18 protein-coding genes are annotated in these 25,707 nt (G+C 73.3%); 15 read left to right on the top strand and 3 right to left on the bottom strand.

The window, feature by feature from the left end; all coding sequences use genetic code 11:
- Positions 1–6: 6 nt before the first annotated feature.
- On the bottom strand, positions 7–639 hold the full coding sequence (locus ACQP09_RS14010; protein ID WP_433399109.1) for a rhomboid family intramembrane serine protease: 633 nt from the start codon (positions 637–639) through the stop codon (positions 7–9).
- Between the two features lie 121 nt (positions 640–760).
- Here ACQP09_RS14010 and ACQP09_RS14005 point away from each other — a divergent pair, with 121 nt between their 5' ends.
- On the top strand, positions 761–1,444 hold the full coding sequence (locus tag ACQP09_RS14005) for a UbiX family flavin prenyltransferase (protein WP_433399106.1): 684 nt from the start codon (positions 761–763) through the stop codon (positions 1,442–1,444).
- 10 nt (positions 1,445–1,454) lie between these two features.
- On the opposite strand, the gene ACQP09_RS14000 is transcribed toward ACQP09_RS14005, so the two are convergent.
- A complete protein-coding gene (locus ACQP09_RS14000) occupies positions 1,455–1,601 on the bottom strand; it encodes a hypothetical protein (protein ID WP_018512700.1) in 147 nt (48 codons plus the stop codon).
- Between the two features lie 121 nt (positions 1,602–1,722).
- Here ACQP09_RS14000 and ACQP09_RS13995 point away from each other — a divergent pair, with 121 nt between their 5' ends.
- From ACQP09_RS13995 to ACQP09_RS13930, 14 genes are all read left to right on the top strand, one after another.
- Entirely contained in the window at positions 1,723–2,178 is a 456-nt protein-coding gene (locus ACQP09_RS13995; protein WP_010063935.1) for an Lrp/AsnC family transcriptional regulator, read from the top strand.
- 48 nt (positions 2,179–2,226) lie between these two features.
- The gene (gene mqnE / locus ACQP09_RS13990; RefSeq protein ID WP_404069302.1) at positions 2,227–3,390 is read left to right on the top strand and encodes an aminofutalosine synthase MqnE; all 1,164 of its coding nucleotides are present in this window, start codon (positions 2,227–2,229) and stop codon (positions 3,388–3,390) included.
- Positions 3,391–3,494: 104 nt separating this feature from the next.
- Positions 3,495–4,016 carry an N-acetyltransferase family protein gene (locus tag ACQP09_RS13985; RefSeq protein WP_433399101.1) on the top strand — a complete coding sequence of 174 codons (522 nt, stop codon included), beginning with the start codon at positions 3,495–3,497 and terminating at the stop codon, positions 4,014–4,016.
- 164 nt (positions 4,017–4,180) lie between these two features.
- A complete protein-coding gene (locus tag ACQP09_RS13980; RefSeq protein WP_433399098.1) occupies positions 4,181–4,474 on the top strand; it encodes a DUF4229 domain-containing protein in 294 nt (97 codons plus the stop codon).
- 402 nt (positions 4,475–4,876) lie between these two features.
- Positions 4,877–6,286, top strand: coding sequence for a dicarboxylate/amino acid:cation symporter (locus ACQP09_RS13975; protein WP_433399095.1), 1,410 nt, complete (start codon positions 4,877–4,879; stop codon positions 6,284–6,286).
- A gap of 403 nt (positions 6,287–6,689) precedes the next feature.
- Complete coding sequence (locus tag ACQP09_RS13970; RefSeq protein WP_433399092.1) at positions 6,690–9,932, top strand: amino acid adenylation domain-containing protein; 3,243 nt, start codon at positions 6,690–6,692, stop codon at positions 9,930–9,932.
- Positions 9,929–15,766, top strand: a complete 5,838-nt coding sequence (locus tag ACQP09_RS13965; protein ID WP_433399090.1) for an amino acid adenylation domain-containing protein — start codon at positions 9,929–9,931, stop codon at positions 15,764–15,766. Before ACQP09_RS13970 ends, ACQP09_RS13965 begins: the two co-directional genes overlap by 4 nt.
- Entirely contained in the window at positions 15,763–17,304 is a 1,542-nt protein-coding gene (locus ACQP09_RS13960; RefSeq protein WP_433399087.1) for a class I adenylate-forming enzyme family protein, read from the top strand. The genes ACQP09_RS13965 and ACQP09_RS13960 overlap by 4 nt, the downstream gene beginning before the upstream one ends.
- On the top strand, positions 17,301–20,444 hold the full coding sequence (locus tag ACQP09_RS13955; RefSeq protein WP_433399084.1) for a non-ribosomal peptide synthetase: 3,144 nt from the start codon (positions 17,301–17,303) through the stop codon (positions 20,442–20,444). Before ACQP09_RS13960 ends, ACQP09_RS13955 begins: the two co-directional genes overlap by 4 nt.
- Positions 20,437–20,688, top strand: a complete 252-nt coding sequence (locus ACQP09_RS13950; protein WP_433399081.1) for an MbtH family protein — start codon at positions 20,437–20,439, stop codon at positions 20,686–20,688. Before ACQP09_RS13955 ends, ACQP09_RS13950 begins: the two co-directional genes overlap by 8 nt.
- Complete coding sequence (locus ACQP09_RS13945; protein WP_433399078.1) at positions 20,685–20,969, top strand: phosphopantetheine-binding protein; 285 nt, start codon at positions 20,685–20,687, stop codon at positions 20,967–20,969. Before ACQP09_RS13950 ends, ACQP09_RS13945 begins: the two co-directional genes overlap by 4 nt.
- Positions 20,962–22,467 (top strand): condensation domain-containing protein, encoded by a 1,506-nt coding sequence (locus tag ACQP09_RS13940; protein ID WP_433399075.1) that lies wholly within the window; start codon positions 20,962–20,964, stop codon positions 22,465–22,467. Before ACQP09_RS13945 ends, ACQP09_RS13940 begins: the two co-directional genes overlap by 8 nt.
- Positions 22,464–24,569: a N,N-dimethylformamidase beta subunit family domain-containing protein gene (locus ACQP09_RS13935; protein ID WP_433399072.1), complete on the top strand. Its 2,106-nt coding sequence runs from the start codon at positions 22,464–22,466 to the stop codon at positions 24,567–24,569. The genes ACQP09_RS13940 and ACQP09_RS13935 overlap by 4 nt, the downstream gene beginning before the upstream one ends.
- 103 nt (positions 24,570–24,672) lie before the next feature.
- Positions 24,673–25,299, top strand: coding sequence for a TetR/AcrR family transcriptional regulator (locus ACQP09_RS13930; RefSeq protein ID WP_433399069.1), 627 nt, complete (start codon positions 24,673–24,675; stop codon positions 25,297–25,299).
- 16 nt (positions 25,300–25,315) lie between these two features.
- Here the strand turns inward: ACQP09_RS13930 and ACQP09_RS13925 are convergent, their stop codons facing one another.
- On the bottom strand, positions 25,316–25,699 hold the full coding sequence (locus tag ACQP09_RS13925; RefSeq protein ID WP_433399066.1) for a VOC family protein: 384 nt from the start codon (positions 25,697–25,699) through the stop codon (positions 25,316–25,318).
- Between the last annotated feature and the right edge of the window lie 8 nt (positions 25,700–25,707).

The following is a 25,707-nucleotide window of genomic DNA, read 5'->3' as shown; positions in this document are numbered from 1 at the left end:
CGCGGCTCAGACCGTGACCAGGTTGTCCGGGCCACGGCGCGCGGGCGGACGGCGGAAGAGGAAGGCCGCCGCCACGCCGCCTATGAGCCCGAAGAGGTGGCCCTGCCAGCTGACGCCCGACTCGGTCGGCAGCACGCCCCAGAGCAGCGAGCCGTAGACCACGGCGACGCCGATGCCTATCAGCACGTCCCAGGGCCGCCGGTCCACGAAGCCGCGGACCAGCAGATAGCCGAGCAGCCCGAAGACCACACCGGAGGCGCCGAGCGTCACGGTGAAGGCGGGAGCGGTCAGCCAGACGCCTATGCCGCTGGCCAGGATGATCGTCACGACGACGGCGGCGAATCTGCGCAGCCCGCCGAGCGCGGCGATGAAGCCGAGGACCAGCAGCGGAACGCTGTTGGAGGCGACGTGCTCCCAGCCGCTGTGCAGGAACGCGGCGGGTACGACGTCACGAAGCTCGGCCATCTCGCGCGGGCTGATGCCGTAGGTGTCGAGTGCGTGGCCGGTCGCCACGTCGATCCCTTCGAGGATCCACAGCAGCGCGACCCAGCCCACCATCAGGATGCCGGCCGTGAGCGCTCGTGCGCTGCCGGTCGTGGTGGATCCGGTGGTGCGGTCGGTGCTCCAGTAATCGCCCATGGTCTGCCCCTGCCCCCGGGTTGCCCGTCATCCGTTGAACGTCCGGGGCCGCCGCCCGGTTCCGGGTGCGGGGTGCCGGGGCGTGCCGGATAGGCTCGCAGATGTGGAATCCGGGACTTCAGTGACTCATCAGCAGCGGCGGCCTTGGATTGTCGGGGTGTCCGGTGCTTCGGGGACCCCGTTCGCGGCCGCCGTCCTGCGCGGCCTGCTGGCGGGCGGCGAGAGCGTGGACCTGGTGGTGAGCCGGGCCTCGCGGCTCACCCTGCTGGACGAGACCGGCATCGCGTTCCGGGACGGGCACTGGCGCGATGACCTGCGCTGTTGGCTGGAGCGCGGCGCCGACGGGAAGCCGGACGCCTTCACGGTGAGCGATGCGGATCTGGAGCGCGTACGCCACTGGCCGGCCGGTGATCTGGCCGCCGGGCCGTCCTCCGGGTCGTACCCGGCCAAGGGGATGCTCATCGTGCCGGCCTCGACGGCCTGCGTGGCCGGAGTGGCGCTCGGCCTGTCGAAGGATCTGCTCCAGCGGGCCGCGAGCGTGACGCTCAAGGAGCGCCGGCCGCTCGTCGTCGCGGTGCGCGAGACCCCGCTGAGCGGCCAGACGCTGAAGCAGATGGTGGCCCTGGACGAGGCGGGCGCGGTCGTGCTGCCCGCCTCTCCGGCGTTCTACGCGGGCGCGACGCACATCCAGGACCTGGTGGACTTCGTCGCGGGGCGGGTGCTGGACGCGGCCGGGGTGGAACACCGGCTGTACCGCCGCTGGGAGGGAGAGCTCGGTGGCGGCTCCCGCAGCCCGGCTGAGTGAGGGGCGCGGGTCAGCGCTTCTTGGTGGTGCGCGGGGCGCGGGTCTTGTCCACGCGGTGCGCGGCGGCGGGCTGGTGGGCACGCGAGCGGTTGGCCAGGTCCTGCAGCTCGCGCATCCGGGCGTAGGCCATCTCGATCGTGTACACGGTGAAGTTCACTCCTGAAGATTCGAAAGCGTTTCTTGGATGTTCTAGAAGATTTGCAGGGTGTGGGCCCTGCATGCCTTAGATTCTACACGTAGACTCGCGGTACTGCTGAACAATGGAAGGTTTCAGTCATATGGACGCGGTGGACAGGCAGCTCATCCAGGCCCTCAGAGAGAACGGCAGGGCCTCGTACGCCGAGCTGGGACGGCTCGTGGGGCTCTCCGGGCCCAGCGTCACCGACCGCATCAACCGGCTGGAAACCGCCGGTGTCATCACCGGCTACCGCGCCACCGTCGACTCGGCCTCGCTCGGCCTCGGCGTCACCGCGCTGATCGGCATCTCGCTCTCGGACGCCGCCGACCACGAGGACGTGGCGCGCCGGCTGAAGGACCTCGCGGAGATCGAGGACTGCTGGTTCATCGCGGGCGACGACTCGTACATGCTCAAGGTCCGGGTCGGTGACGTGGACGGCCTGGAGAAGACGATCCGGCGCCTGAGCGGTACGAAGGGCGTCTCCCGGACCCGTACCACCATCGTGCTCTCCACCAAGTGGGAGAACCGGGTCGGGGAACTTCCGGAGGAGTCGTAGGCGTACGGTTGGTGCGGTCTGTTGTACGGAGGAATGGGAGGCGGCCAGGTGGACGCGGGACTCAAGCGCGAGCTGGAGCAGAAGGTCCGGGCCGGCGAGCGGCTGACCCGCGAGGACGGGATCGCGCTCTACGCGTCCGACGACCTGGCCTGGCTCGGCGGGCTGGCGCACGAGGTGCGCACCCGTAAGAACGGTGACGTGGTGCACTTCAACGTCAACCGCCACCTCAACATGACCAACGTGTGCACCGCCTCGTGCGCGTACTGCTCGTTCCAGCGCAAGCCGGGCGAGAAGGACGCGTACACGATGCGCATCGAGGAGGCCGTCAGCCTCGCCAAGGCGATGGAGGGTGAGAACCTCACCGAGCTGCACATCGTCAACGGCCTCCACCCCAACCTCCCGTGGCGCTACTACCCGCGCTCGCTCAGCGCGCTGAAGGAAGCCCTGCCGGACGTGGCGCTCAAGGCGTTCACGGCGACGGAGATCCACCACTTCGAGACGATCTCCGGCCTCAGCGCCTCCGAGATCCTCGACGAGCTGATCGCGGCCGGTCTGGAGTCGCTGACCGGCGGCGGCGCGGAGATCTTCGACTGGGAGGTCCGCCAGCACATCGTCGACCACCGCACCCACTGGGAGGACTGGTCGCGCATCCACCGCCTCGCGCACGAGAAGGGGCTCAAGACCCCCGCGACGATGCTGTACGGGCACATCGAGGAGCCCCGTCACCGTGTCGACCACGTGCTGCGGCTGCGCGAGATGCAGGACGAGACCGGCGGTTTCCAGGTCTTCATCCCGCTGCGCTACCAGCACGACTTCGTGGACATGAAGGACGGCAAGGTCCGCAACAAGCTCCAGGCGCGTACGACGATGGCGACCGGCGCCGAGGCGCTGAAGACCTTCGCCGTCTCGCGGCTGCTGTTCGACAACGTGCCGCACGTCAAGGTGTTCTGGGTGATGCACGGCGTGCAGACCGCCCAGCTCGCGCTCCAGCACGGCGCGGACGACATGGACGGCTCGGTCGTCGAGTACAAGATCACGCATGACGCCGACGACTTCGGTACGCCGAACAAGCTCGGCCGCGAGGACCTGCTGGACCTGATCCGCGATGCCGGTTTCCGGCCGGTGGAGCGGAACACGCGGTACGAGATCCTGCGCGAGTACCCGGGCCCGGACGCCGATCTGCGCGAGTCGCCGCAGCCGATGCGGGTCTGAGCCCCTGTACGCATGAAGAAGCCCCGGCCGCCGTCCCCGGCCGGGGCTTCTTCATGTTCCGGATGGAGTGGATCCGGCGCGGAGGTAAGGGTTAGGGTGCCTTTATGACACTTACCTTCGAGCTGGATCCCTCGTTCTCGCCGGCCCTGCGCGACGGCATCACCACCCTGTGGGCCGATGTCACCAACGCCGGCGGCGCTGTCGGCTTCGTCCCGCCGGTCACGGCCGAGGACGTCCGGCCCGACCTGCTCAGCCACCTCGTCGCCATGGAGCAGGGCCGCACCCGGCTGCTCGTCGGCCGTGACGAGGACGGCGAGGTCGCCGCCACCGCCTTCCTCGCCCTCAACGACCACCGGCTGCTGCGCCACTGGCTCTGGCTCTACACCGTGATGCTCCACCCGCGTCACCAGGGCAAGGGGTACGGTCGCGACCTCATGGCCGCCACCGCCGACGCGGCCCGCTCCATCGACGGCATCGAGGCGATCCGCCTCACCTGCCGCGGCGGCACCGGCGCCGACCGCTTCTACGCCGCCTGCGGCTACAAGGAGGTCGGCCGGGTCCCGGGCGGCATCCGGGTCGCGCCCGACGACTACCGCGACGACATCGTCATGCTGCTCCCGCTGTGACCCCCGGCCCGCTCTGACCGCGACCCCCGGCCCGCTCTGACCGCGAGCCCCGGCCCGTTACGACCGGGAACCCCCTGAACCCTGAGAATTCGGGCCATGCTTCACTGGACGGGCAGGAGTGTGTGAAGAGACCGAGAAGTCCACGGGAAGAGAGAGGGCCTGCCGTGTCCGCTGCCAAGCCGAGCGCGATGATCCGGTACACGGCGTTGCGCCTGTTGATCTTCGTAGGCTGCTTCTTCATCGCCGGTGTCGCCGTCCACTTCGGCCTGGTGCCCTCCGGCCTCGGCGGCTCCAACATGGTCTGGGTGATCCTGCTCGGCCTCGTCCTCTCCGCGCCGCTCAGCTACGTACTGCTGCGCAGGCAGCGCGACGAGATGTCCGAGCAGATCGTCTCCACGGTCGACCGGACCAAGGCCCGCCTCGACGCCAACCGCACCCGCGAGGACGCCGTTCAGTAAGGTTCCTCACACCCGCCGAAAGCCCCGGACCGGAGCGCACCGCTCCCGTACCGGGGCTTCGGCGTTCTCGGGGGCGCCGGGGGGCGTCAGGGGCGGGCCGGTGGCGGGTCGGGTTCCGTTCCATGGTCAAAGAAAGGCTTTGAGCTTCTCAAAGTTCAAGTGTTAACGTGTTCGACATGAAGACAGCAGTGCGCCTCCGTCATGCCGCGAGCATTCCGCTCGTGGCGCGCCTGCATGTCGATCTCTGCCGCTGTATGTCCGCGGTCTGTTGCCGCAACGTCTGATACGGCATCATGCAGCGGCGCCGCCCTTGACGCGGGCGCCGCGACCCCGTCCCCGTTCCACCGCACGACCGTACGGCTGTCCTCGTACGTCCCGATGCGTCCCCACTGGAGTGTGTCCGTGTCCGCGAATTCCGCGTCCGCCGCCCCCGAGGCCGAGCAGCCGTCCACCGGCTCCGGCCCCGCTTCCCGTATACCCAGGTTCCCGTTCTGGGCCCAGATCGTCGCCGGTCTGGTGCTCGGTGTCCTGCTCGGCTGGCTGGCCCGCAGCCAGGACGTGTCCTGGCTCGTCACCACGCTCGACAAGATCGGCTCGATCTTCGTCCAGCTGCTGAAGCTGGCCGTCGCCCCGCTGGTCTTCTTCGCGATCCTGGTGTCGATCACCAACCTGCGCAAGGTCAACAACGCCGCCCGGCTGGCCACCCGCACGCTGCTCTGGTTCATGATCACGTCGCTGATCGCGGTCGCCATCGGCCTCACGATCGGCCTGATCACCAACCCGGGCTCCGGCACCGGCCTCACGCCGAAGGACGGCGAGCTGCCCAAGCGCACCGGCAGCTGGATCGACTTCCTCACCGGCATCATCCCGAACAACGTGATCGAGCCGTTCACCGAGCTGAACGTGCTCCAGATCGTCTTCATGGCGGCCGTCGCCGGTATCGCGGCCCTCAAGCTCGGCGAGAAGGCCCAGCCGATCCTCACGCTCAGCCAGTCGATCCTGGAGCTCCTCCAGAAGGCTCTGTGGTGGGTCATCCGCCTCGCCCCGATCGGCACCATCGGCCTCATCGGCTACGCCATCGCCGGCTACGGCTGGGATCTGATCGGCAAGTACGCCACGTTCACCGCCGACATCTACATCGGCTGCCTCCTGGCGATGTTCGGTGTCTACCCGCTGCTCCTGGCCACCGTCGCCAAGGTCAGCCCGCTGCAGTTCTTCAAGGGCGCCTGGCCCGCGATCCAGCTCGCCTTCGTCTCCCGCTCCTCGGTCGGCACCATGCCGGTCACCCAGCGGGTCACCGAGCGCCTCGGCGTACCGAAGGAGTACACCTCCTTCGCCGTCCCGTTCGGCGCGACCACGAAGATGGACGGCTGCGCCGCGATCTACCCGGCGCTGGCGGCGATCTTCATCGCGCAGATCTTCGACGTGCAGCTCGGCATCGGCGACTACGTGCTCATCGCCTTCGTCTCGGTGATCGGCTCGGCGGCCACCGCGGGCCTCACCGGCGCGACGGTCATGCTGACCCTGACCCTCTCCACGCTGGGCCTCCCGCTGGAGGGCGTCGGCCTGCTGATGGCCATCGACCCGATCCTGGACATGATCCGCACCGCCACCAACGTGGCCGGTCAGGCGCTGGTCCCGGTCATCGTCGCGGCCCGCGAGAAGATCCTCGACCACGACAAGTACAACTCGGCCTCGTCCTCCTCGATCGACACGTTCGGCCCGTCCGACGACGACGGCTGGGACGAGAACCGCGATCGCGACCGTGACCGCGTGTCGGAACCGAAGGACGCGGTTCCGGTCTCGGCCTAGCGGCAACCCGGCCCGTACGTCCCGAGCGCCCCCGGCCCACCTCCTGAGGTGGGCCGGGGGCGCTTTCGTGTTCCGGGCGCGCTGTCCCGCGGCCCCGGAGGAGATGGGGGCGATTCCGGCCAGGGGGGGCAGAGGAGAGGTGGTGAAATGTCGATTTCGCTGCTGTTGGTCCCCGGGTTTCTCGCAGGTACAGGCCAGAGAGTGATGGTCCAGACCATTGACTCGATCGGGCTCCCCCTCCTACCGTGTCGCTTGCCTGGGGCCGACACCTCCAGGGGATTCCGGAACGGTGCAGATCCGCCCCCTGACGTGCTTTCTGACGGTCTCTCGGCAACTCCGTCCGGTGCTGTCCGATGCCCTCAGCGGTGTCGTCACCGGCGTTGGCGACAAGGGGGCGCAGCGCGTGATCGACACAGTCGGCGGTACCACGGCCACCGGAGGCCTCACGCCGGGGCATGGGCAGGAACGGCTCTGGTTCCTGCACCAACTGGACCCCGAGGACGCCTCGTACAACATTCCGCTGGTGCTCCGGTTGACCGGCGCCCTCTCCGTACCCGCCCTGGCCGCCGCGTTCGAGGGGACCGTCGCCCGGCACGAGGCCCTGCGCACCCGCTTCCCGGACGTGGACGGGCGGCCGGTCGCCGTCGTGGACCGGCCCGCTCCCGTGGTGGTGGAGAGCCTCGACCTCAGGGGCCGACCCGGGAGCGCCGGTCCGCTGCTGGCCGAGCGGACGAACGGCGCCTTCGACCTGGGCCGAGGCCCGCTCCTGCGGATCACCCTGCTGCGGACGGACGACGACGAGCACCTGCTCTGCCTGGTCCTCCACCACATCGTCGCCGACGGCTGGTCGCTGAACCTGCTCCGCGACGAACTCGCCACCCGGTACGCCGCCCACCTCGCCGGCCGGCCGGTCGACCTGCCAGAGGTCCTGCCGTACACGGAGTACGCGCGGCGGGAGCGGGCAGCCGCGCGGGGGCCGGAGGCCGAGGCGGCCCTCGCCCACTGGCGGGAGCGTCTCGCGGGCGCCCCCGTGCTCGATCTGCGGCCCACCGTGACGGGCACGCCGGACGGTGCGGGCGGCGGTGCCTTCCACACCCGGCGGATCACCGGGGCCGGTTCGGCCGTCGACGCGCTGGCCAGGGAGAAGCGGTGCACGCCCTTCATGGTGCTGCTCGCCGCCTACCAGGTGCTGCTGCACCGCTGGACCCGCCAGGACGACTTCTGCGTCGGCGTGCCGGCGGCGGGCCGGGGCGAACCCGAACTGGAGGAGGTGATCGGCTACTTCTCCACCACGCTCGTACTCCGCGCCGAACTGGCCGGTGACCCCGCCTTCGGCGAACTCCTGCGCCGCGTACGCCGCTCCGCACTGGCCGGCTTCGCCCACGACCGGGTGCCCTTCGAGCGCCTCATCGACGCCCTCGGTATCGAGCGCAGACTCGGATCGAGTCCGCTCTTCCAGACCCTGCTGACCGTGCACACCCAGGACGGATCCGGAAGCGGGGAGGGGCGGTTCGCGGATCTGCGGTGCACCGACGAGGACGGCGGCCACGCGGCCAGCAAGGTCGAGCTGATGCTCGACCTGCGCCGCGAGGGCGATGACCTGATCGCTGTCTTCGGCTACCGCACCGACCTCTTCGACGCCCCCTGGGCCGCCCGCCTCGCCCGCCACTTCGAGACGCTCCTGCGCGGCGCGCTCGCCGCCCCGGACACCCCGGTCTCCGAACTGGAGCTGCTGACGCGGCCCGAGCGCGACGAACTGCTGGCCCTCGGCACCGGCGCCCCGGAACCGCCGGGCGGCGAGGAACCGTTGCCGGTCGCCCTGGCCCGTGCGGCCGAGCGGTACGCCGGGCGGACGGCGGTGCGCGCCTCGGAGGGGGAGCTGACCTACCGGGAGCTGTGGGACGCGGCCGGTGCGCTCGCCGTGCGGCTGCGGGCCGCCGGGGTACGCGGCGGGGACACCGTGGGCGTCCGCCTGCCGCGCGGCAGGGCGGCGATCACCGCCCTACTGGCCACCTGGCGGGCCGGGGCCGCCTATCTGCCGCTCGACCCCGACCACCCGCGGCCGCGGCTGGAGTTCATGATCGCCGACACCGGCGTACGCGTGGTGGTCGCGGACCCCGCGGCCGAGGGGGCCGAGTGGCTCGCGGAGGGCGTCGCGGTGGTGGCCCCGGACGGTGCCGGTCCGGGGACCGCCGCCTGTGACCCCGCCTGGCAGGCCGGTCCCGGCGACCCCGCGTACGTCATCCACACCTCCGGCTCCACCGGCACGCCCAAGGGGGTCGTCGTCCCGCACCGGGCCCTCGCCGCCCGGATCGCCTGGATGCGCGCGGACTACGGGATCACGGCGGCCGACGAGGTGCTCCAGTTCGCCTCGCTGAGCTTCGACACCCACGCCGAGGAGGTCTTCCCCGCACTCACGGCCGGGGCCACGCTCACCGTCGCCGGGCCCGGCGCGACCCTGCCCGACCACCTCGCGGCCGGTGCCGGGGACGGGCTGACCGTCCTGGACCTGCCCACCCCGTACTGGCACCAGCTGGCCGACGACCTCGACGCCGTCGACTGGCCTTCCGGGCTGCGCCTGCTCATCCTCGGTGCCGACCAGGTCCAGCCCGCCGCCGTCGCCGCCTGGCGGGCCCGCTTCGGGGACACCGTACGGCTGGTCAACTCCTACGGCCCCACCGAGACCACCGTCATCGCCACCACCGCCGAGCTGGGCCGCTCCGACGCGGTGCACCGCCCGCCCATCGGCGGCCCGGTCGGCTCCACCACGCTGACCGTGTGCGACGCGGCCGGGCGGCTGATGCCGTACGGAGCGGCCGGTGAACTCCTCGTCGGCGGCGCGGGCGTGACCCTCGGCTACGGGGGACGGCCCGGCGCCACCGCGCGGGCCTTCGTGCCCGATCCGTACGGACCGCCCGGCGCCCGCCGCTACCGCACCGGCGATCTGGTGCGCTGGCGGCCGGACGGGCAGCTGGAGTTCCTCGGGCGTATCGACGACCAGGTGAAGGTGCGCGGCTTCCGGGTCGAGCCCGGCGAGGTGGAGGTGGCGCTGCTGGCCCTGGAGGAGGTCGGCGGTGCGGCGGTGATCGTGCGGGACGAGGCGCTGGTCGCGTACGTGGTGGCGGCCGCGAGCTCCGCGCCGGACGCAGCGCGTGAGCTGTCGCCGGCCGGGCTGCGGGCGGCTCTCGCCGCGCGGCTCCCGGCTCATCTGGTCCCCAACTCCGTGGTGGTCCTGGACGCCCTGCCGCTGACCCCGAACGGCAAACTCGACCGCCGCGCCCTGCCCGCGCCCGACCGGCGGCCCGACCTGGGCGGTGGCTACGTGGCTCCGCGCACCGACGCCGAGGAGCTGGTGGCGGAGGTATGGGCGGAAGTGCTGGGGCTCGACCGGGTCGGCGCGGCCGACGACTTCTTCGACCTCGGCGGCCACTCGCTCCTCGCCACCCGTGTCGTCGCCCGGATCAGAGCGGCGACCGACCTGACCGTTCCCCTGCGCACGCTGTTCGTCCACCACACCGCCGAGGCGTTCGCGCTCGCGGTGGAGGACCTGCTGCTGGCCGAGATCGAAGCCCTGACCGACGAGGACGCCGGGCGCCTGCTCGCCGCCGAGTCCGCATCACGGAGAAACGGAACGACGACGGCATGAGCAGCAGCAGTACGGATCAGTACCCCGGTGACACCGAGGCGGGCGACGGCCCCGGCGCCGGACCGTCCCCCGCGCCGGGCCGCTCGGGCGGCACCTCGCTCTCCGAGGCCAAGCGCGCCCTTCTCGCCCAGCGGCTGAGGGGCCGGGCACGAGCCGTGCAGGCGGTCCCGAGGCGCCCCGAGGGCACCGCGCCACCGCTCTCCTTCGCGCAGGAACGCCTCTGGTTCATGGAGCAGTTCGCGCCCGGTACCGCCGCGTACAACATCCCCGTGGCCCGCCGGCTGCGCGGCCCGCTGGACCGTCCGGCCCTCCAGCGGGCCCTGGACGCCGTCGTCGCCCGCCACGAGACCCTGCGCACCCGCTACCCGGCCACCGACGACGGCCGCCCGGTCCTGGAGATCGCCGACCCGGCCCCCTTCGGCCTGCGCACCGCCGACGCGGACGACGAGGAGCACGCGGCCCGGCTGGTGGACGAGCTGGGCGCGCTCCCCTTCGACCTGGTCACCGGTCCCCTGATGCACGGCTTGCTGGTCCGCGTCGCCGACGACGACCATGTCCTCCTCCTCGTCGTGCACCACAGCGTCAGCGACGGCTGGTCCAGTGAGGTGCTGGTCTCCGAGGTGCTGCGCGGCTACGCCGCGTACACCACCGGCGGCGGCGATCCGCTGCCCGAACTCGCCGTCCAGTACGGCGACTTCGCGCTCTGGCAGCGCGAGCGGCTGACCGGAGGCCGGCTGGAGCAGGAGGTGGCGTACTGGTCCCGTGAACTGGCCGGTGTGCGCCCCCTGGAGCTGCCCACCGACCGCCCCCGCCCCGAACGGCAGACCTTCGAAGGCGCGGGCTACGGCTTCGATATCGACCGGGAGCTGCTGGAGCGGCTCACCGCGCTCGGCAAGGAGCACGGGGCGACCGTGCACATGGTGCTGCTCGCCGCGTTCCAGGTGGTGCTGTCCCGGTTCGCCGGGCAGCGCGACTTCGCCGTCGGCTCGCCTGTGGCCGGTCGGCCGGAGCCCGAACTCGAAGGCCTGGTAGGGATGTTCGTCAACGTCCTGGCGCTGCGCGCCCGGCTGGACGGCGACCCCTCCTTCGCCGAGCTGCTGGGGCGGACCCGGGAGACCTGCCTGGAGGCGTACGCCCACCAGGAGCTGCCCTTCGCCCAGTTGGTCTCCGAGCTGAACGTCGAGCGGGACGTCTCGCGCTCCCCGGTCTTCCAGGCTGTCCTGGCGATCCAGAACTACGCCTCGGCCGCCGAAGCGACGGGCGACGCCGAACTCCCTGTGGGAGTCGAGCCGTTCGGACTCCATGCCGCCGGTACCCGGTTCGACCTGGAGCTCTTCCTCATGGAGGGGCCGGGCGGTCTGCGTGGCGCCTTCAACTACAACACCGACCTCTTCGACGAGTCCTCCGTCGCCCGGATCGCCGCCCATCTGGGCCGGCTCCTGCGTGGAGTCGCCGACAGCCCCGACGTACCGCTCTCCGCCCATGACGGGCTCGATCCCGCCGAGCGGCACCGGATGCTCACCGAATGGAACGACACGGCCTTCGAGGCCTCCGACGCCCCCGGGGCCGGGACCCTGACCGCCCTCGTTGCCGCGCAGTGCGCCCGTACGCCGGACGCCGTGGCCGTCGAGTTCGGCGGCGACTCGCTGACGTACGCGGAGCTGGACCGGGCCGCCGACCGGATCGCCCGGCGGCTGGCCGGAGCGGGCGCCGGGCCCGGGAGCCTGGTGGCGGTGAGCGCCGAGCGCTCGCTCGGCCTGGTCGCCGGGCTCCTCGGCGTCCTGCGGACCGGGGCCGGCTACACCCCGCTGGACCCGGAGTACCCGGCCGGGCGACTCGCCTTCATGCTCGCCGACAGCGGTGCCGGCATCCTGCTCACGCAAGCCGGGCTGCCGGTGCCCGAGGGATGCGCGGCGCGGGTTCTCCTGATCGACGAGGAGGAGGCCGAAGAGCCGGTGCACGAAGGTGAGTTGTCGGCGCCGGACGCCGACGACATCGCGTACACGATCTACACCTCGGGCTCCACCGGCCGCCCCAAGGGGGTGCCCAACACCCACCGTGCCATCGTCAACAGGCTGCGCTGGATGGCCCGCGGATACGGGATCGGGCCCGGGGACGCCCTGCTCCAGAAGACCCCGACCGGCTTCGACGTCTCCGTCTGGGAGCTGTTCCTGCCGCTGATCACGGGCGCCCGGCTGGTCGTGGCGCAGCCCGGCGGCCACAAGGACGCCGCCCACCTCCGCGACACCATCGCGCAGTACGGCGTCACCGTCGCCCACTTCGTGCCCGCCATGCTGGATGTGTTCCTCGCGGAGGAGGACATCGAGCGGTGCGTCTCCCTGCGGCGCGTGGTGTGCAGCGGCGAGGAGCTGGCCCCGCACACCGCCCGCGCGTTCACCGCCCGGCTGCCCGCGTGCGCGCTCGCCAACCTGTACGGGCCGACCGAGGCCGCCGTCGACGTGACGAGCTGGGAGTGCGAGGGGGAGCTCGCGACCGTGCCCATCGGCGCTCCGGTCGACAACACCCGGCTGTACGTCCTCGACGCCGAGCTGCGGCCGCTGCCCCCGGGCACCCCGGGTGAGCTGCACATCGGCGGGGTCCAGGTCTCCGTCGGCTACCACCGCCGGCCGGGCCTGACCGCCGCCCGTTACGTCCCCGACCCGTTCGGCCCGCCCGGCTCCCGCCTCTACCGCACCGGTGACCTGGCGCGCTGGCGCGAGGACGGGCAGCTGGAACACCTCGGCCGGATCGACCAGCAGGTCAAGATCCGGGGCCAGCGCATCGAGCCCGGTGAGATCGAGGCCGCGCTGCTCGACCAGCCCGAAGTCGCCGCGGCCGCCGTGATCGTCCGGGAGGACAGTCCGGGCGACAAGAGGCTGGTGGCCTATCTGGTGCCGGCGGAGCCCCCGGCACCTACTGGGGCCGGTGAGGCCCCGGTGACCGGGGAGCCTGGCGCGGGTGGGCCCGAGCCGTGGGAGCCCGACCCCGCCGCCCTGCGCACCGCCCTCCGCCGCACCCTGCCCGACTACATGGTCCCCGCCGCCTTCGTCGCGCTGGAGGCCCTGCCGCTCTCCCCGAACGGCAAGCTCGACCGGCGCGCGCTCCCCGCACCGCAGGCCCGCCGGACCGGGGGAGCGCTCGCCGCCCCGGAGACGGAGACCCAGCGGGTGCTGGCCGAGGTGTGGGCGGAGATCCTGACGCTGCCCGAAGTCGGCGTGGACGACGACTTCTTCGACCTCGGCGGCCACTCGCTCCTGGCCACCCAGGTCATCGCCCGCGCCCGTAAGCGGCTGCCCGAGGTGGGAGCCCGCCCGGTCAGCGTGATGGACCTGTTCACCTCCCGTACGGTCCGTGAACTCGCTGCCCTGGCCGACCTGGACGAGTCCGAGCGCGGCCCCCGCCACCTGCTGCACCGGCTGACCCGCGCCGCTCCCGCCGATGCCCGGGTGCTGTCCTACGTCTGCATCCCGTACGGCGGCGGCAGCGCGGTCGTCTACCAGCCGGTCGCCGACGAGCTGCCGCCCGGCCACGACCTGTGGTCCGTCGCCATCCCGGGCCACGACATGGGCATCACCGAGGAGCACCTGCCCTTCGACGAGCTGGCCGCGAAGATCGCGGCCGAGATCCGGGAACGGGTCGAGGGGCCCATCGCCCTGTACGGCCACTGCGCGGTCGGCAGCGCGCTGACCGTCGCCGTCGGCCGCCTCCTCGAAGCGGCGGACCGGGAGGTGGAAGCCCTCTACATCGGGGCGCAGTTCCCCTTCGCCCGGCCGCGCGGCCGGGTCCTCGGGCTGCTCAGCCGCGTCTCGGCGCTGGATCCGCTGCTGAACGACCGCGTCTACTTCACCTGGCTGCGCTCCATGGGCGCCGAGGTCGGGGATCTCGACGAGGCCCAGATGAAGTTCATGATCGGCAACATGCGGGCCGACTCGCGGGCGGCGGAAGAGTACTTCACCGAGGTGCTGGCCGAGGTGGAGGAGGGCGGGGACCTGCTGCGCGCCCCGGTCATCAGCGTGATCGGCAACCGGGACCCGGCCACCGACTTCTACCAGGAGCGGTACCGGGAGTGGCAACTGCTCGCCGAGCGGTCGGCGTTGGCCGTCCTGGACGAGGGCGGGCACTTCTTCCTCAAGTACCGGGCCCGGGAGCTCGTCGAGATCATCACCAGCACGCACCGGGCGGTCCTGGCAGGGACGGCCACCCGCGAACTGCCGGGCCGGGCCGAGGACGGGCCGTGGTGGTTCCACGGGGTGAGCGGCGGGGACGGTCCGGCCGAGGCCTCCGCCGACGACGTACGGGCGGAGGGGTCCGCACCGGTGGGCGGCGAAGGCTCGCCGGGCGCGGCCGCGGGGCCCGAGTCCGGTCCCGCCCCCGGCATGGGCCGGTTCCTGGCCGTCGCCCTCGGCCAGTTGGTCACCATCACCGGTTCCGCGCTCACCGAGTTCGCGCTACCCGTGTGGATCTACATGGAGACCGGCTCGATGGGCAAGTACGCCCTCTACGCCGTGATCGGGATGCTCCCCGGCATCCTCGTCGGCCCGCTGGCCGGAGCCGTCGTCGACCGGCTGGACCGGCGCCGGGTCATGCTCGCCGCCAGTACCGTCGCCGGGACCACCCAGGGCGCGCTACTCACGCTGCTGCTCAGCGGGAACCTGCACTCCTGGCACATCTACGTCCTCCTCGGCATGCTGTCGGTCGCCCTCACCTTCCAACGGCTCGCCTATGCCTCCTCCGTACCGCAGCTGGTCCCCAAGCGGTATCTCGGTCACGCCAACGGCATCACCCAAATGGCCTTCGGTTTCGCCCAGTTCATCGTCCCGCTGGCGGCGGTGGCCCTGATGGCGGGCATCGGGCTCAAGGGCATCCTCATCCTGGACGTGACCGGCTACGCCGTCGCGATCACCGTGCTGATGTTCGTCAAGTTCCCCAAGACCCTGCCCTGGACCCGGCACGAGTCGCTGGTGGCCGAGATCAAGAACGGCTTCGCCTACTCCTGGAAGAACCGGGGCTTCCGGGCGATGCTCCTCTGGTTCGCCGCGCTCAACATCTTCCTCTCGCCCCTCTTCCTGCTCGTCACGCCGCTGGTGCTCTCCTTCGACTCGCTGGAGTCGGTGGCACGGGTCGCCGTGGCCGGTGGCGCGGGCGCGATCCTCGGCGGGATCGCGATGGGCTTCTGGGGCGGTCCGAAGCAGAACCGGATGCGGGGCATGCTCACTCTCGCCGGGCTCCTCGCACTGGCCAGTGCGATGGTCGGTGTCCGGGCCGACCTGTGGATCATCGGCATCGGGGCGTTCGGCATGTCCTGCGCGCTCTCCATGGTCAACGGCGTCTACACGACCATCGTCCAGATCAAGGTGCCGCAGCGGTTCCACGGCCGGGTGTTCGCCCTGAACACCCTGGTCGCCTGGTCGACCCTGCCGGTCGGCCACGGGATCATCGCCCCGGCCGGCTCGGCGTTCTTCGGCCCGATGTTCGAGGACGGCGGTTCGCTGGCCGCGACGGCCGGGGCCCTCATCGGCACGGGGCCGGGGCGCGGTATCGGCTTCATGTACCTGCTGTTCGGGGCGGCGATGCTGGGCCTGGTCGTGATCGGGCTGCGGCTGCCGGTCCTGGCGCGCTTCGACCTGGACGTGCCGGACGCGCTGCCGGACGACCTGGTGGGCATCCAGGAGCGCGAACGCCGGGTGGCGGAGCGCGCGAAGAGGACCCCGAGCGCGCCGGGCGACGCCCCGCCGGAGGGCCCGGCAGCCCCGCCGGAGGGCTCGGCAGTCCCGGCGGACCCGCCGGTTCCGGCATCCGCGGCGGGTGTCGGGGGCACGGGGGGCACCCCATGACCGCCCGCCCCGCCCCCGTCCCGGCGTCCCGGGCCGGCACGCCCGCAACCCTCTCCGCCCTGCTCGCCCACCGTGCGGGCACCGACCCGGAGCGCACCGCGCTGATCTGCGGCCCGCGCACGCTGACCTTCGGCGAGTGGTACGAGCGCGCCGAAGCCCTCGCGGCCGGGCTGCGGTCCCGGGGCCTGGAGCCCGGTGCCCGGGTCGTGCTCCGGTACGGCAGCGGCGACTGGACCGCGTACGCCGTCGCCTTCTGCGGTGTCCTGCGCGCCGGCCTGGTGGCCGTACCGCTCTCGGACCGGCAGGCCCCCGCCGTGGCCGCTCACGTCCTCGTGGACAGCGGTGCCTCGGCGCTCCTCCACCCGGCCGGCGCGCACCTGCCGCCCGGTGTGCTGCCGACGGGGGTGTGGGCGGCGCCGGACGCGGAGACCGAGGCGGAGGGCGCGGCCCGTACGGCGGTGCTCCGCCCGCCCGACCCCGCCTCCCTCGCCCAGATCCTCTACACCTCCGGCACCACCGGCACCCCCAAGGGCGTCACCGCCGCCCACGCCAACCTGGCGCACGGCTGCACCTTCGACGAACGCCGCCGCCCGCTGCGCCACTCCCGTCACTTCCTGCACGCCTTCCCGGTCGGCACCAACGCCGGGCAGACCATGCTGGTCAACGCACTCGACTCGGCCGCCACCGCCGTGGCCGCACCGCAGTTCACCCCGGGGCGGTTCGCCCGGCTCATCGAGCAGTACGAGGCCGGCAGCGTCTTCCTCGTCCCGTCCATGGCCATCGAACTGCTCGGCTCCGACTCCGCCCGCCGGTACGCCACCGACAGCGTGCGGCTCGTCGGATCGACCGCCGCCGCCCTGCCGCAGCCGGTCGCGCTCGGCCTGACCCGCGCCTTCCCGAACGCCCAGGTCGTGAACTACTACACCTCCACCGAGGCCGCCCCCGCCCAGCTCACCCTCCTCTTCGACCCCGAACGCCCCGACTCCCCGGGCCGGCCCGCCTCGCCGCACGGTCTGCGGATCACCACCCCGGACGGTGCTCCGCTGCCGGCCGGCGAACCGGGGGAGGTCTGGCTGCGTACCCCGGCCGCACCGCGCGCCTACCTCGAACCGGCCGGGAGCACCGAACGGTCCGGCGCCGAGGTCTTCCAGGGCCGGTGGGTACGCATGGGGGACCTCGGCATGCTGGACGAGGAGGGGTATCTGCACCTGCTCGACCGGGAACGGGACGTGATCAAGTCCGGTGCGTACAAGGTCTCCACGATCCAGGTGGAGGACGCTCTCCACGCCCATCCGGCGGTCGTGGACGCGGCGGCGTTCGGTGTCCCGCACCCCGTGCTCGGGTCGGTCGTCGCCGCCGTGGTCGTGGGCCGCGACGAGCTGACCGCGCCCGCGCTGCGGACCTTCCTGCTCGACCGGCTGGCCCCCCACGAACTCCCCGCCCGCCTGCTGTTCCGCCCCTCCCTGCCGCGCAACGAGGGCGGCAAGATCCTCAAGCGCGAGCTGCGCCTGCTCCTGGACGACGAGGCCCTGCGATGACGACAACCCTCCCCTCCCAGCCGCTCAGCCCGGCCCAGCACGGCATGTGGGTCACCGAGCAGGTGCTCGGTCCCGGTGCCGCCCACCACCTCGCGCTGACCGTCCGCTTCCCCGCCCCGCCCGACCCCGAGGTGCTGGCCGCCGGCTGCGCCCGCCTCCTGGAACGGCAGCCGGTGCTGTGCTCGCGGGTCGACCCGGACGGCCCCGCGCTCGTCCCGGCGGCCGGTCCCGCGCCCGTACTGCGGAGGCTGAGCTGCGCCCCCGGCGGGCTGGACGCCCTCCTCGCGGAGGAGAGCACCCGGCCGTTCGACCTGACCGGCGGACCGCTCGTCCGGTTCGCGCTGGTGACGGCGGGGGACAGGCCCCCGGTGCTGCACGTCGTCGTCCACCACCTGGTCTTCGACGGCACGTCGAAGGACGTGCTGCTCGCGGAGATCCTCGGCACCGAAACCTGGCCGGGGCCGCCGGACGTCCGGGTCGGCGCCGCCGAGCCGGACGATCAGCAGGCCTCCCTGGCCCGGGAGTTCTGGGCGGACCGCTGGCACGACCCGGCCCCGCCCGTCCTCCCGGGGCTGGCCGCCTCCGTGCGGGACACCACCGCCCCCGCGCCGGGCGCCGCCCACGGCTTCACCCTCGGCCCCGCGCTCGACGCCCGTCTCACCGGGACCGCGGAAGCCCTCGGTGTCACGCGCTTCGAGCTGCTCCTCACCCTCTGGCACACCCTCCTCCTCCGCTACGGCAACCAGGCCCCCGTCACCGCCCTGGAACTGTCGACCCGGCTTCCCGGCAGCCCCGAACGCATCGGCCTGTACGTCAACGAGTTGCCGCTCTTCACCCACCCGGACCCCGACCGGCCGTTCGCCGACTTCGCCCAGGAGGTCCGGGCCGAGCTGCGGGCGGTCTACGGACACCGCCCGGTCCCGCTCGGCCGGGCCGTCAGCGGCCTCACCCCGCGCACCGCGCTCGCCCCGCTCTCGGTCAGCTACCGCCACCGCACGGGCTGGGAGGCGGAGGAGGCGCCGGGCTCGGAGATCGACTGGATCGGCTTCACCCACGCCGTACGCAACCTCGCCCACCTCCAGTTGGTGGACGGGCCGCAGGGGCTCGAAGGGTCGTTCCAGTACCGGACCGACGCCTTCGCTCCCGGTGCGCCCGCCCGGATCGTGGGCCACTTCCTCACGCTGCTCGACGCCGCGCTCACCGCGCCGGGTGCCACCGAGGCCCCGCTCTCCGGGCTGCCGCTGCTGGCGGGCGAGGAGCTGACGGCGGCCCTGCGCCCGGGTGACGAACGGCCCGCCGCCTGTCCGGCCGATGCCACCGTGGTGTCGATGTTCACGGACCGGGTGGCCGGGGACCCGGCCGCCGTGGCGGTGGTGACGGCGGACGGCATGGAGCTGTCGTACGGCGAACTCCACGCGGCCGTCGCGGTGTTCGCGGACCGGCTGGCCGAGGCCGGGCTCGGTGCCGGGGACCTGGTGGGCGTCGAGGTCTCCCGGTCCGTGCACGAACTGATCGCCGTGCTGGGGGTGCTGACGGCAGGGGCCGCCTACGTGCCCCTGGACCCCGGATACCCCGCCGAGCGGCTGGAGTTCATCCGGGCCGACGCCGGTCTTGCCGCACTCGTCATCGAGGGCCCGGCGCCGGACGGCCTGCCCGTCTTCTTCCCCAGGGAGCCGGAGGGCCCGGAACCCCTGCGTGTCCCCGCGGGCGCCCGCACCACCGCCCCGGCGGCCGGGGACCCCGCGTACGTCATCTACACCTCGGGCTCCACGGGGCGGCCCAAGGGCGTCGAGATCCCGCACGCCGCGCTCGCCAACCTGCTGGCGACGATGGCGGATCACATCGGAGCGGGCCCCCGGGACCGCTGGCTCGGGCTCACCTCGCTCTCCTTCGACATCTCCACCGTGGAGCTGTTGCTGCCCCTGACGACCGGGGCGCGCGTCGTCCTCGTACCGGAGGGTGCACAGCGCGACGGGGGAGCCCTGGTGAAGCTGATCGACGCCCACGCGGTCACCCATGTCCAGGCCACGCCGAGCAGCTGGCGGCTGATGCTGGCCGCCGGCCTGGACCGCCCGGACCTGGTGGCGATCGCGGGCGGTGAGGCGCTGCCGGGCCCGCTCGCGGACGAACTGGCCCGCGCCTGCCCCCGGTTGGTCAACGTCTACGGCCCCACCGAGACCACCGTGTGGTCCACCCTCGCCCACCTCACCACCGGCGCCCCCGTCACGATCGGCCGCCCGCTGGCCGCGACCCGGGCGTACGTCCTCGACGCGCGGGGGGAACCCGTACCCGACCACCTCCCCGGCGAACTCCACCTCGGCGGGGAGGGCGTGGCCCACGGATACCGGGGGCGCCCCGGCCTGACCGCGCGGTGCTTCGTCCCGGACCCCTGGGGTCCGCCCGGTTCGCGGCTCTACCGCACCGGCGACCTGGTCCGTCGGCTCCCGGACGGGCGGCTGGAGTTCGTGGGCCGCCTGGACAGCCAGGTGAAGCTGCGCGGCCACCGGATCGAGCTGGGGGAGATCGAGGCCCGCCTCGTCGGGGACGCCCGGGTGTCCCAGGCGGTCGTGGTCCTGGACGGCGGCACGGGCGAGGAGGAGGCCCGGCTGGTGGCGTACGTCGTCGGGACGACGGAACCGGCGGCCGCGTACGTCGTCGGGGCGCCGGAGGCTCCGGACGCCGAGGAGCTGCGGCGGCTGCTGGCGCACAGCCTGCCGGCTGCGATGGTGCCCGCGGTCGTGGTCCCGCTCCCCGAACTGCCCCTGACTCCCAACGGCAAGGTCGACCGGGCGAGGCTGCCCGAGCCGCCGAGGGTACGGCCGGACGGGCCGTTTGCCCCGGCCCCGGCCGCTCCGGCGGCCACCGTGGCGGAGGGCAGCGCAGCCGCGGTGGTGCGGGAGATCTGGCAGGAGGTGCTGCGGCTGGACGACATCGGCCCCGACGAGGACCTCTTCGACCTCGGCGGCCACTCGCTGACGATCACCGCCATCGCGGCCCGTATCCGCAAACGGCTCGGCGTCGAGGTCCCGCTCGACGTCTTCTTCGACACCCCCACGCTCACCGGCGTCACGGACGCGGTGGACGAACTCCAGCAGACAGCGGCGGACAGCGAAGCAGTGAGGAAGAGCGGCGATGAGTGACACGACGATGTACCAGGTGGTCGTCAACGACGAGGAGCAGCACGCGCTCTGGCCCGCCCGGACGGCGCCGCCGGCCGGCTGGCGGGTGGAGGGGTTCCGGGGCTCGGAGGAGGAGTGCACGGCGCATGTCGACCGGGTGTGGCCGGACATCCGGCCGCTCTCGCTGCGCCGCCGACTCGCGGAGCGGGCCGACGGGACGAAGCCGGCGGCCGCGCCCGCCGACTCCCCGGCGGTGGGCGGATGACGGCCGGGACGGAGGCCCGGTCCGCGCTGCGCGGCCGGGTCGCGGAGCTGGTCTCCGGGGCGACCGACGGTGAGGTGACCGAGACCGAGATCCTCGCGGACGGCGGTTCGCTGACCGCGCTGGGGGTCACCTCGCTGGCCTTCCTGCGGCTGATCGACACGGTGGAGGAGGAGTTCGGGATCATCCTCGACCTGGACGGCCCGTTCCGCTTCCTGGACGACCTCGACGGCCTGGTCGACCACATCGCCGAACTGACCGGGGGCGGCGAGGGCGATGACTGAGCCGCTGATGGTGGCCGCGGAGGGCGGAGGCGGGGCAGGGTCGGGCGGCCACGCGGAGACCCGCACGGTCACCGAGGAGACCGTCACCGTCGCGTTCGGCGGCGACCGCGACGGGCGGGCGCCGCTGACCTGGGGGCAGCGGGCGATCTGGCACGCCATCCGCCGTACCGCGCCCAACGACCACTACTTCAACATCGGCCGGGTCCCCCCGCTCGCCGACCGAGGCCGCCCCGCGACCGTGGCGGATGCGATCCGGGCCCTGGGCGTTCTGATGGAGCGTCACGAGGCCCTGCGGACAAGGGTGGAGCTCCCGGCGGACGGCCAGGACGCCGACGCGGGCCAGCGGCTCGCCGCCACCGGCCGGCTCCCGGTCACCCTCGCCCACGCCCGGGACCCGGCGGACGCGGAAGGCGCGGCCCACGCCCTCCTGGACCGGCTCTCCGCCACCCGCTTCGCCTATACCTCCGAATGGCCCATACGGGTCGCCCTGGTGGCGGTCGGGGACCGGGTCAGCCACGCCGTCCTGGTCCTCTGCCACCTGGCGGCCGACGGCCACGGTGCTGAGGTCCTCGTCCGGGACCTGCGCCTCCTGGTCCGCCGGGGCTCGGCCGGTCGCCCGCCCGCCGCCACCCCTCTGGACCTGGCCCGTGAACAGCACGGCGAGATGGGCAGGCGGCGGGGCGCCGCCGCCCTGGCGCACTGGGAGGCGGGCTACCGGGCCGCCCCCGCCACGATGTTCCCCGAGCCGGTCGCGGCCCCCCGCACCCCCCGCTTCTGGACCGGCCGGATCGTCTCGCCGGCCCTGGCGCGGGCGGTCGCCGCGGTCGCCACCGCCCACCGGGTCAGCGGCTCCACGGTGCTGCTCACGGCGGCGGCGGTGCTGGTGGCGGCCGGCCAGGGGCACCGTACGGCGGCGGTCATGCCGATCGTCGGCAACCGCACGGCCGCCGGTCACCGGGACCTGGTCACCACGCTGTCGCAGGACGGCCTCTTCGTCCTGGACCTGGCGGCGGCCGGTACGCCGGAGCCGTCCTTCACCGACCTGCTGCCCGCCGCCTACCGGTCGGCCCTGCGCTCCTACCGGGCCGCCGTGTACGACCCGGTGGAGTGGGACGCGCTGGGCGAGCGGCTGCGTACGGAACGGGGGGCCGAGGTCCACCCGTACTGCTGCTTCAACGACATGCGGCTGGTCGAGCGCCCGGCTCCGCCCGGCCCGGCACCGACCGCCGCCGAACTGGCGGAGCTGGGCGGCCGGACGGTCTTCGGCTTCCCGGCCACCCAGGAACGGGTGGCGTGCCGCTACTGCCTGCACATCACCGAGGAGGGCGACGCGCTCGCGGTGTCGCTGACCGCCGACACGGCGTACCTCCCGCCGGAGACGATCCGGGCGCACCTGTACGGGATCGAGGAGCTGGTCGTCACCGCCGCGGCGGGGCGGTCGCCGCTCCTGGCCGGGGTGCGGGAGCTGCTGGAGACGGCGGGGAAGGCGCGGACATGACCACCGAGGGAACGGCGCCGGGCGAAGGGCGCGCCCTGGGCCGGGGCGCGGCGGGCGACGGGCATGCCCCGGACCGGGGCGCGGTCGGCGCGGCGGGCTTGGCGGGCACGGCGGAGGCGGCTGGCTCGGCGGCTGGCCGGCGCGTACCGGACCGGGGCACGGCGGGGGACGGGAACCCGCCCACCGGCGAACCTCTCCGGGCCTGGGCCGACCGGACCTCCTGCGTCCAGGGCGGTGACCTGGCCTTCCACCTGACGGGCGCCGCCGGGGCGGCCGTACGGGTCACGGTCACCGAGGCCGTCGGCGAGCAGGTCCGGCTCACCGCCGCGGTCCACGCCCCCGACTGGACCCTGACCGTCCCCGAGGAGTGGCCCAGCTCCCTCTACCGCGCCACCTTCGACGTACCGCTGGAGAACCGGCCCACCACCTGCGAGGCCGAGCACGAGGTCTGGTTCGCCGTGCGCGCCGCCCGCCCCGGCACCGCCTCCCGGATCCTCGTCCCGATCCCGTTCGCCACCTGGCGGGCCTACACCCACGCCGGTCAGCCGCACCGGGGCCTGTACTACGCGGAGCAGCCCTACCGCGCGGCCCGGGTCTCCTTCGCCTCGCCGGGCGGCGGGCCGCCCCCCGAGCGCTGGGAGGAGGGGCTGCTGCGCTGGCTCCCCGGTGCCGGCTACCAGGTGGACTTCTGCTCCGGCCTCGATCTGCACAACGGCGACGAACTCCTCTCCCACTACAGCCTGTTGGTGGTGAACGGGCATGACGAGTACTGGACGATGGAGATGCGCGACAGCGTCGAGGCCTTCGCCCGGCGCGGCGGCAGCGTCGCCTTCTTCGCGGCCAACACCGCCTGGTGGCAGATGCGGCTGGAGGACGACGGGCGCACCATGGTCTGCCACCGGGACGCGGTCACCGACCCGATGACGGCGGTCGACCCGCGCCGCACCACCGTCGAGTGGTCCAGCGCCCCCGTCGACCGCCCGGAGAACACGATGACCGGCCTCAGCTTCCGCCGGGGCGCGGGAGCCTGGGGCGAGGGCATGGCGGTGATGGGGAAGGAGGCGTACACGGCCCGGTTCGCCGGCCACTGGGTCTTCGAGGGCACCGGCCTCACCGACGGCGAACCCTTCGCGCGCGGCGCCCTCGGCTACGAGACGGACGCCTGCGCGCTGGAGTGGACCGGCGGGGTGCCGAGGGCGACGGGGGTGGACGGAACCCCCGGCTCCTTCGTCGTGCTGGCCACCGCCGACCTGCGGCACTGGCGGGAGTACGGGCAGGGAGGAGCGGCCACGATGGGCGTCTTCCGGCTCGGCGCGGGCACGGTGTTCAACGCCGGAACGATCAACTGGGGGAGCGTCCTGGCGGACGACCCGGTCACCGACCGCATCACCCGCAACGTCCTGGACCGGCTCAGCGGCGCGGTCCCCGGCGACGGCTGGGACGCGGCGGGCGGGCCGGACGAGGTGCGGGCGCTCGCGGTCTGCGAGTCCGTGCTGTTCGGCGCGGACACCCGGGGCCGGCTGCTCTGCCGGGAGGTGTCCGGGCAGAACCTGCCGTGGCGCCCGGTGGGGGCCGCGCCGCGTGTCCGGGCGCTGGCCGCCGGGCGCGAGGCGGCGGGCGGGTTGCCGCTGGAGCTGTACGCGGCCACCGAGGACGGCCGGCTGCTGCGCCGCGCCCCGGAGGCCGGACCCCGCGAGGAGGAGTGGGCCGAGGTGGGCCAGGTCCCCCGGGGAACGACCGGGCTGGCCCTGTGCGACGCAGGGCTGTTCGCCGTCACCCCGCACGACGACACCCTGCACCACCTCTCAGCGCTCGACCCGGCCGGGCCGTGGCGGGTGCTGGGGGACGCGGGCGGTGCGATCGCCCTGGCCGCGATGAACTGCCGCCTCTGGGCGATCACCGCCGACGGCCGCCTGCGCACCCGGCTCCCGGCGGGCCCGTCCGACGGCCCGGTCCCCTTCGCGGACGCCGGTCCGCCGGGCCCGCCGGGCCCGCCGGCCGATCCGCGTACCACCCTCGCCGCCCACGCCGGGGTGCTGTTCGCGACGGCTCCGGGCGGCCCGCTGCTGATGTGCGCGAGGCCCGCGCTGCCGCCCCGCTGAGGGCTTCCCGGACGGCGTCGGTGGTGCGGCGCCGTACCCTGGACAGGTGCAGGGCGGCAGCGCGGGGAGGAAGTCGGACGTGGGTGCGGTGAAGAGCAAACGGATGCCACGCGCCGTGCGGGAGCGGCAGATGATGGACGCCGCGGTGCAGACGTTCGGGCAGCGCGGTTACCGGGCCGCGTCGATGGACGAGATCGCCGAGCTGGCGGGCGTCTCCAAGCCCTTGGTCTACCTCTACCTGCACTCCAAGGAGGACCTCTTCTCCGCCTGCATCCGACGCGAGGCCGAGGCCCTGGTGGCGGCGGTGCGGGCCGGAGTGGACCCGGAGCTGCCGGCCGACGGCCAACTCTGGTCGGGGCTGCGGGCGTTCTTCACCCACACCGCGGAGAACCCCGACGGCTGGGCGGTCCTGCACCGCCAGGCGCGGTCCCACGGGGAGCCGTTCATCAGCGAGGTCGTGGTGATGCGCGACGAGATCGTCGCGTTCGTGACGGGCCTGATCGGCGCCGCCGCCCGCGAGGCGCACCGCGACCCCGCGCTCGCGGACCGTGATGTGGCGGGCCTCGCGCAGGCGTTGGTGGGGGCCGCCGAGTCGCTGGCGGGCTGGGCCAACGACACGCCGGGCGTCTCGGCGAAGGAGGCCGCGGCGACGCTGATGAACTTCGCCTGGGCGGGCCTGGAGAACCTGATGCACGCCCGGCCGTGGCAGGCGCCGGTGGACGCGCCGTAGCGGTGGCCCTCAGGCGTCAGAGTGCCGGGATCCGGGCGCGCAGCAGGCAGAACTCGTTGCCTTCCGGATCGGCCAGGACGTGCCAGCTCTCCTCCCCGGTCTGGCCGACGTCGGCGGTCCTGGCGCCGAGGGCCAGGAGCCGTTCCAGCTCGGCGTCCTGGTCGCGGTCGGTGGCGCTGACGTCGATGTGCAGCCGGAGCTTCCCGGTCCTCGGCTCGCTGTTGGGGCTCAGCACGATCGTGGGCTGCGGGCCGCCGAAGCCGGTGTCCGGTGGCCCGATCTCGATGGACCCGTCGCTCTCCCGGCCGATCTCGGCATAGCCGAGCACCTCGCTCCAGAACGCGGCGAGCCGTTCGGCGTCGGCGGCTTCGATGACCAGTTCACTGATGCGGCATGCCATGGCGGCCA

It is taken from the genome of Streptomyces sp. CA-146814 (assembly GCF_050942385.1).
Taxonomy (GTDB): Bacteria; Actinomycetota; Actinomycetes; order Streptomycetales; family Streptomycetaceae; genus Streptomyces.
The sequence above is the reverse complement of the archived record's forward strand: the minus strand, read 5'-3'. Positions and strand labels throughout refer to the sequence as shown.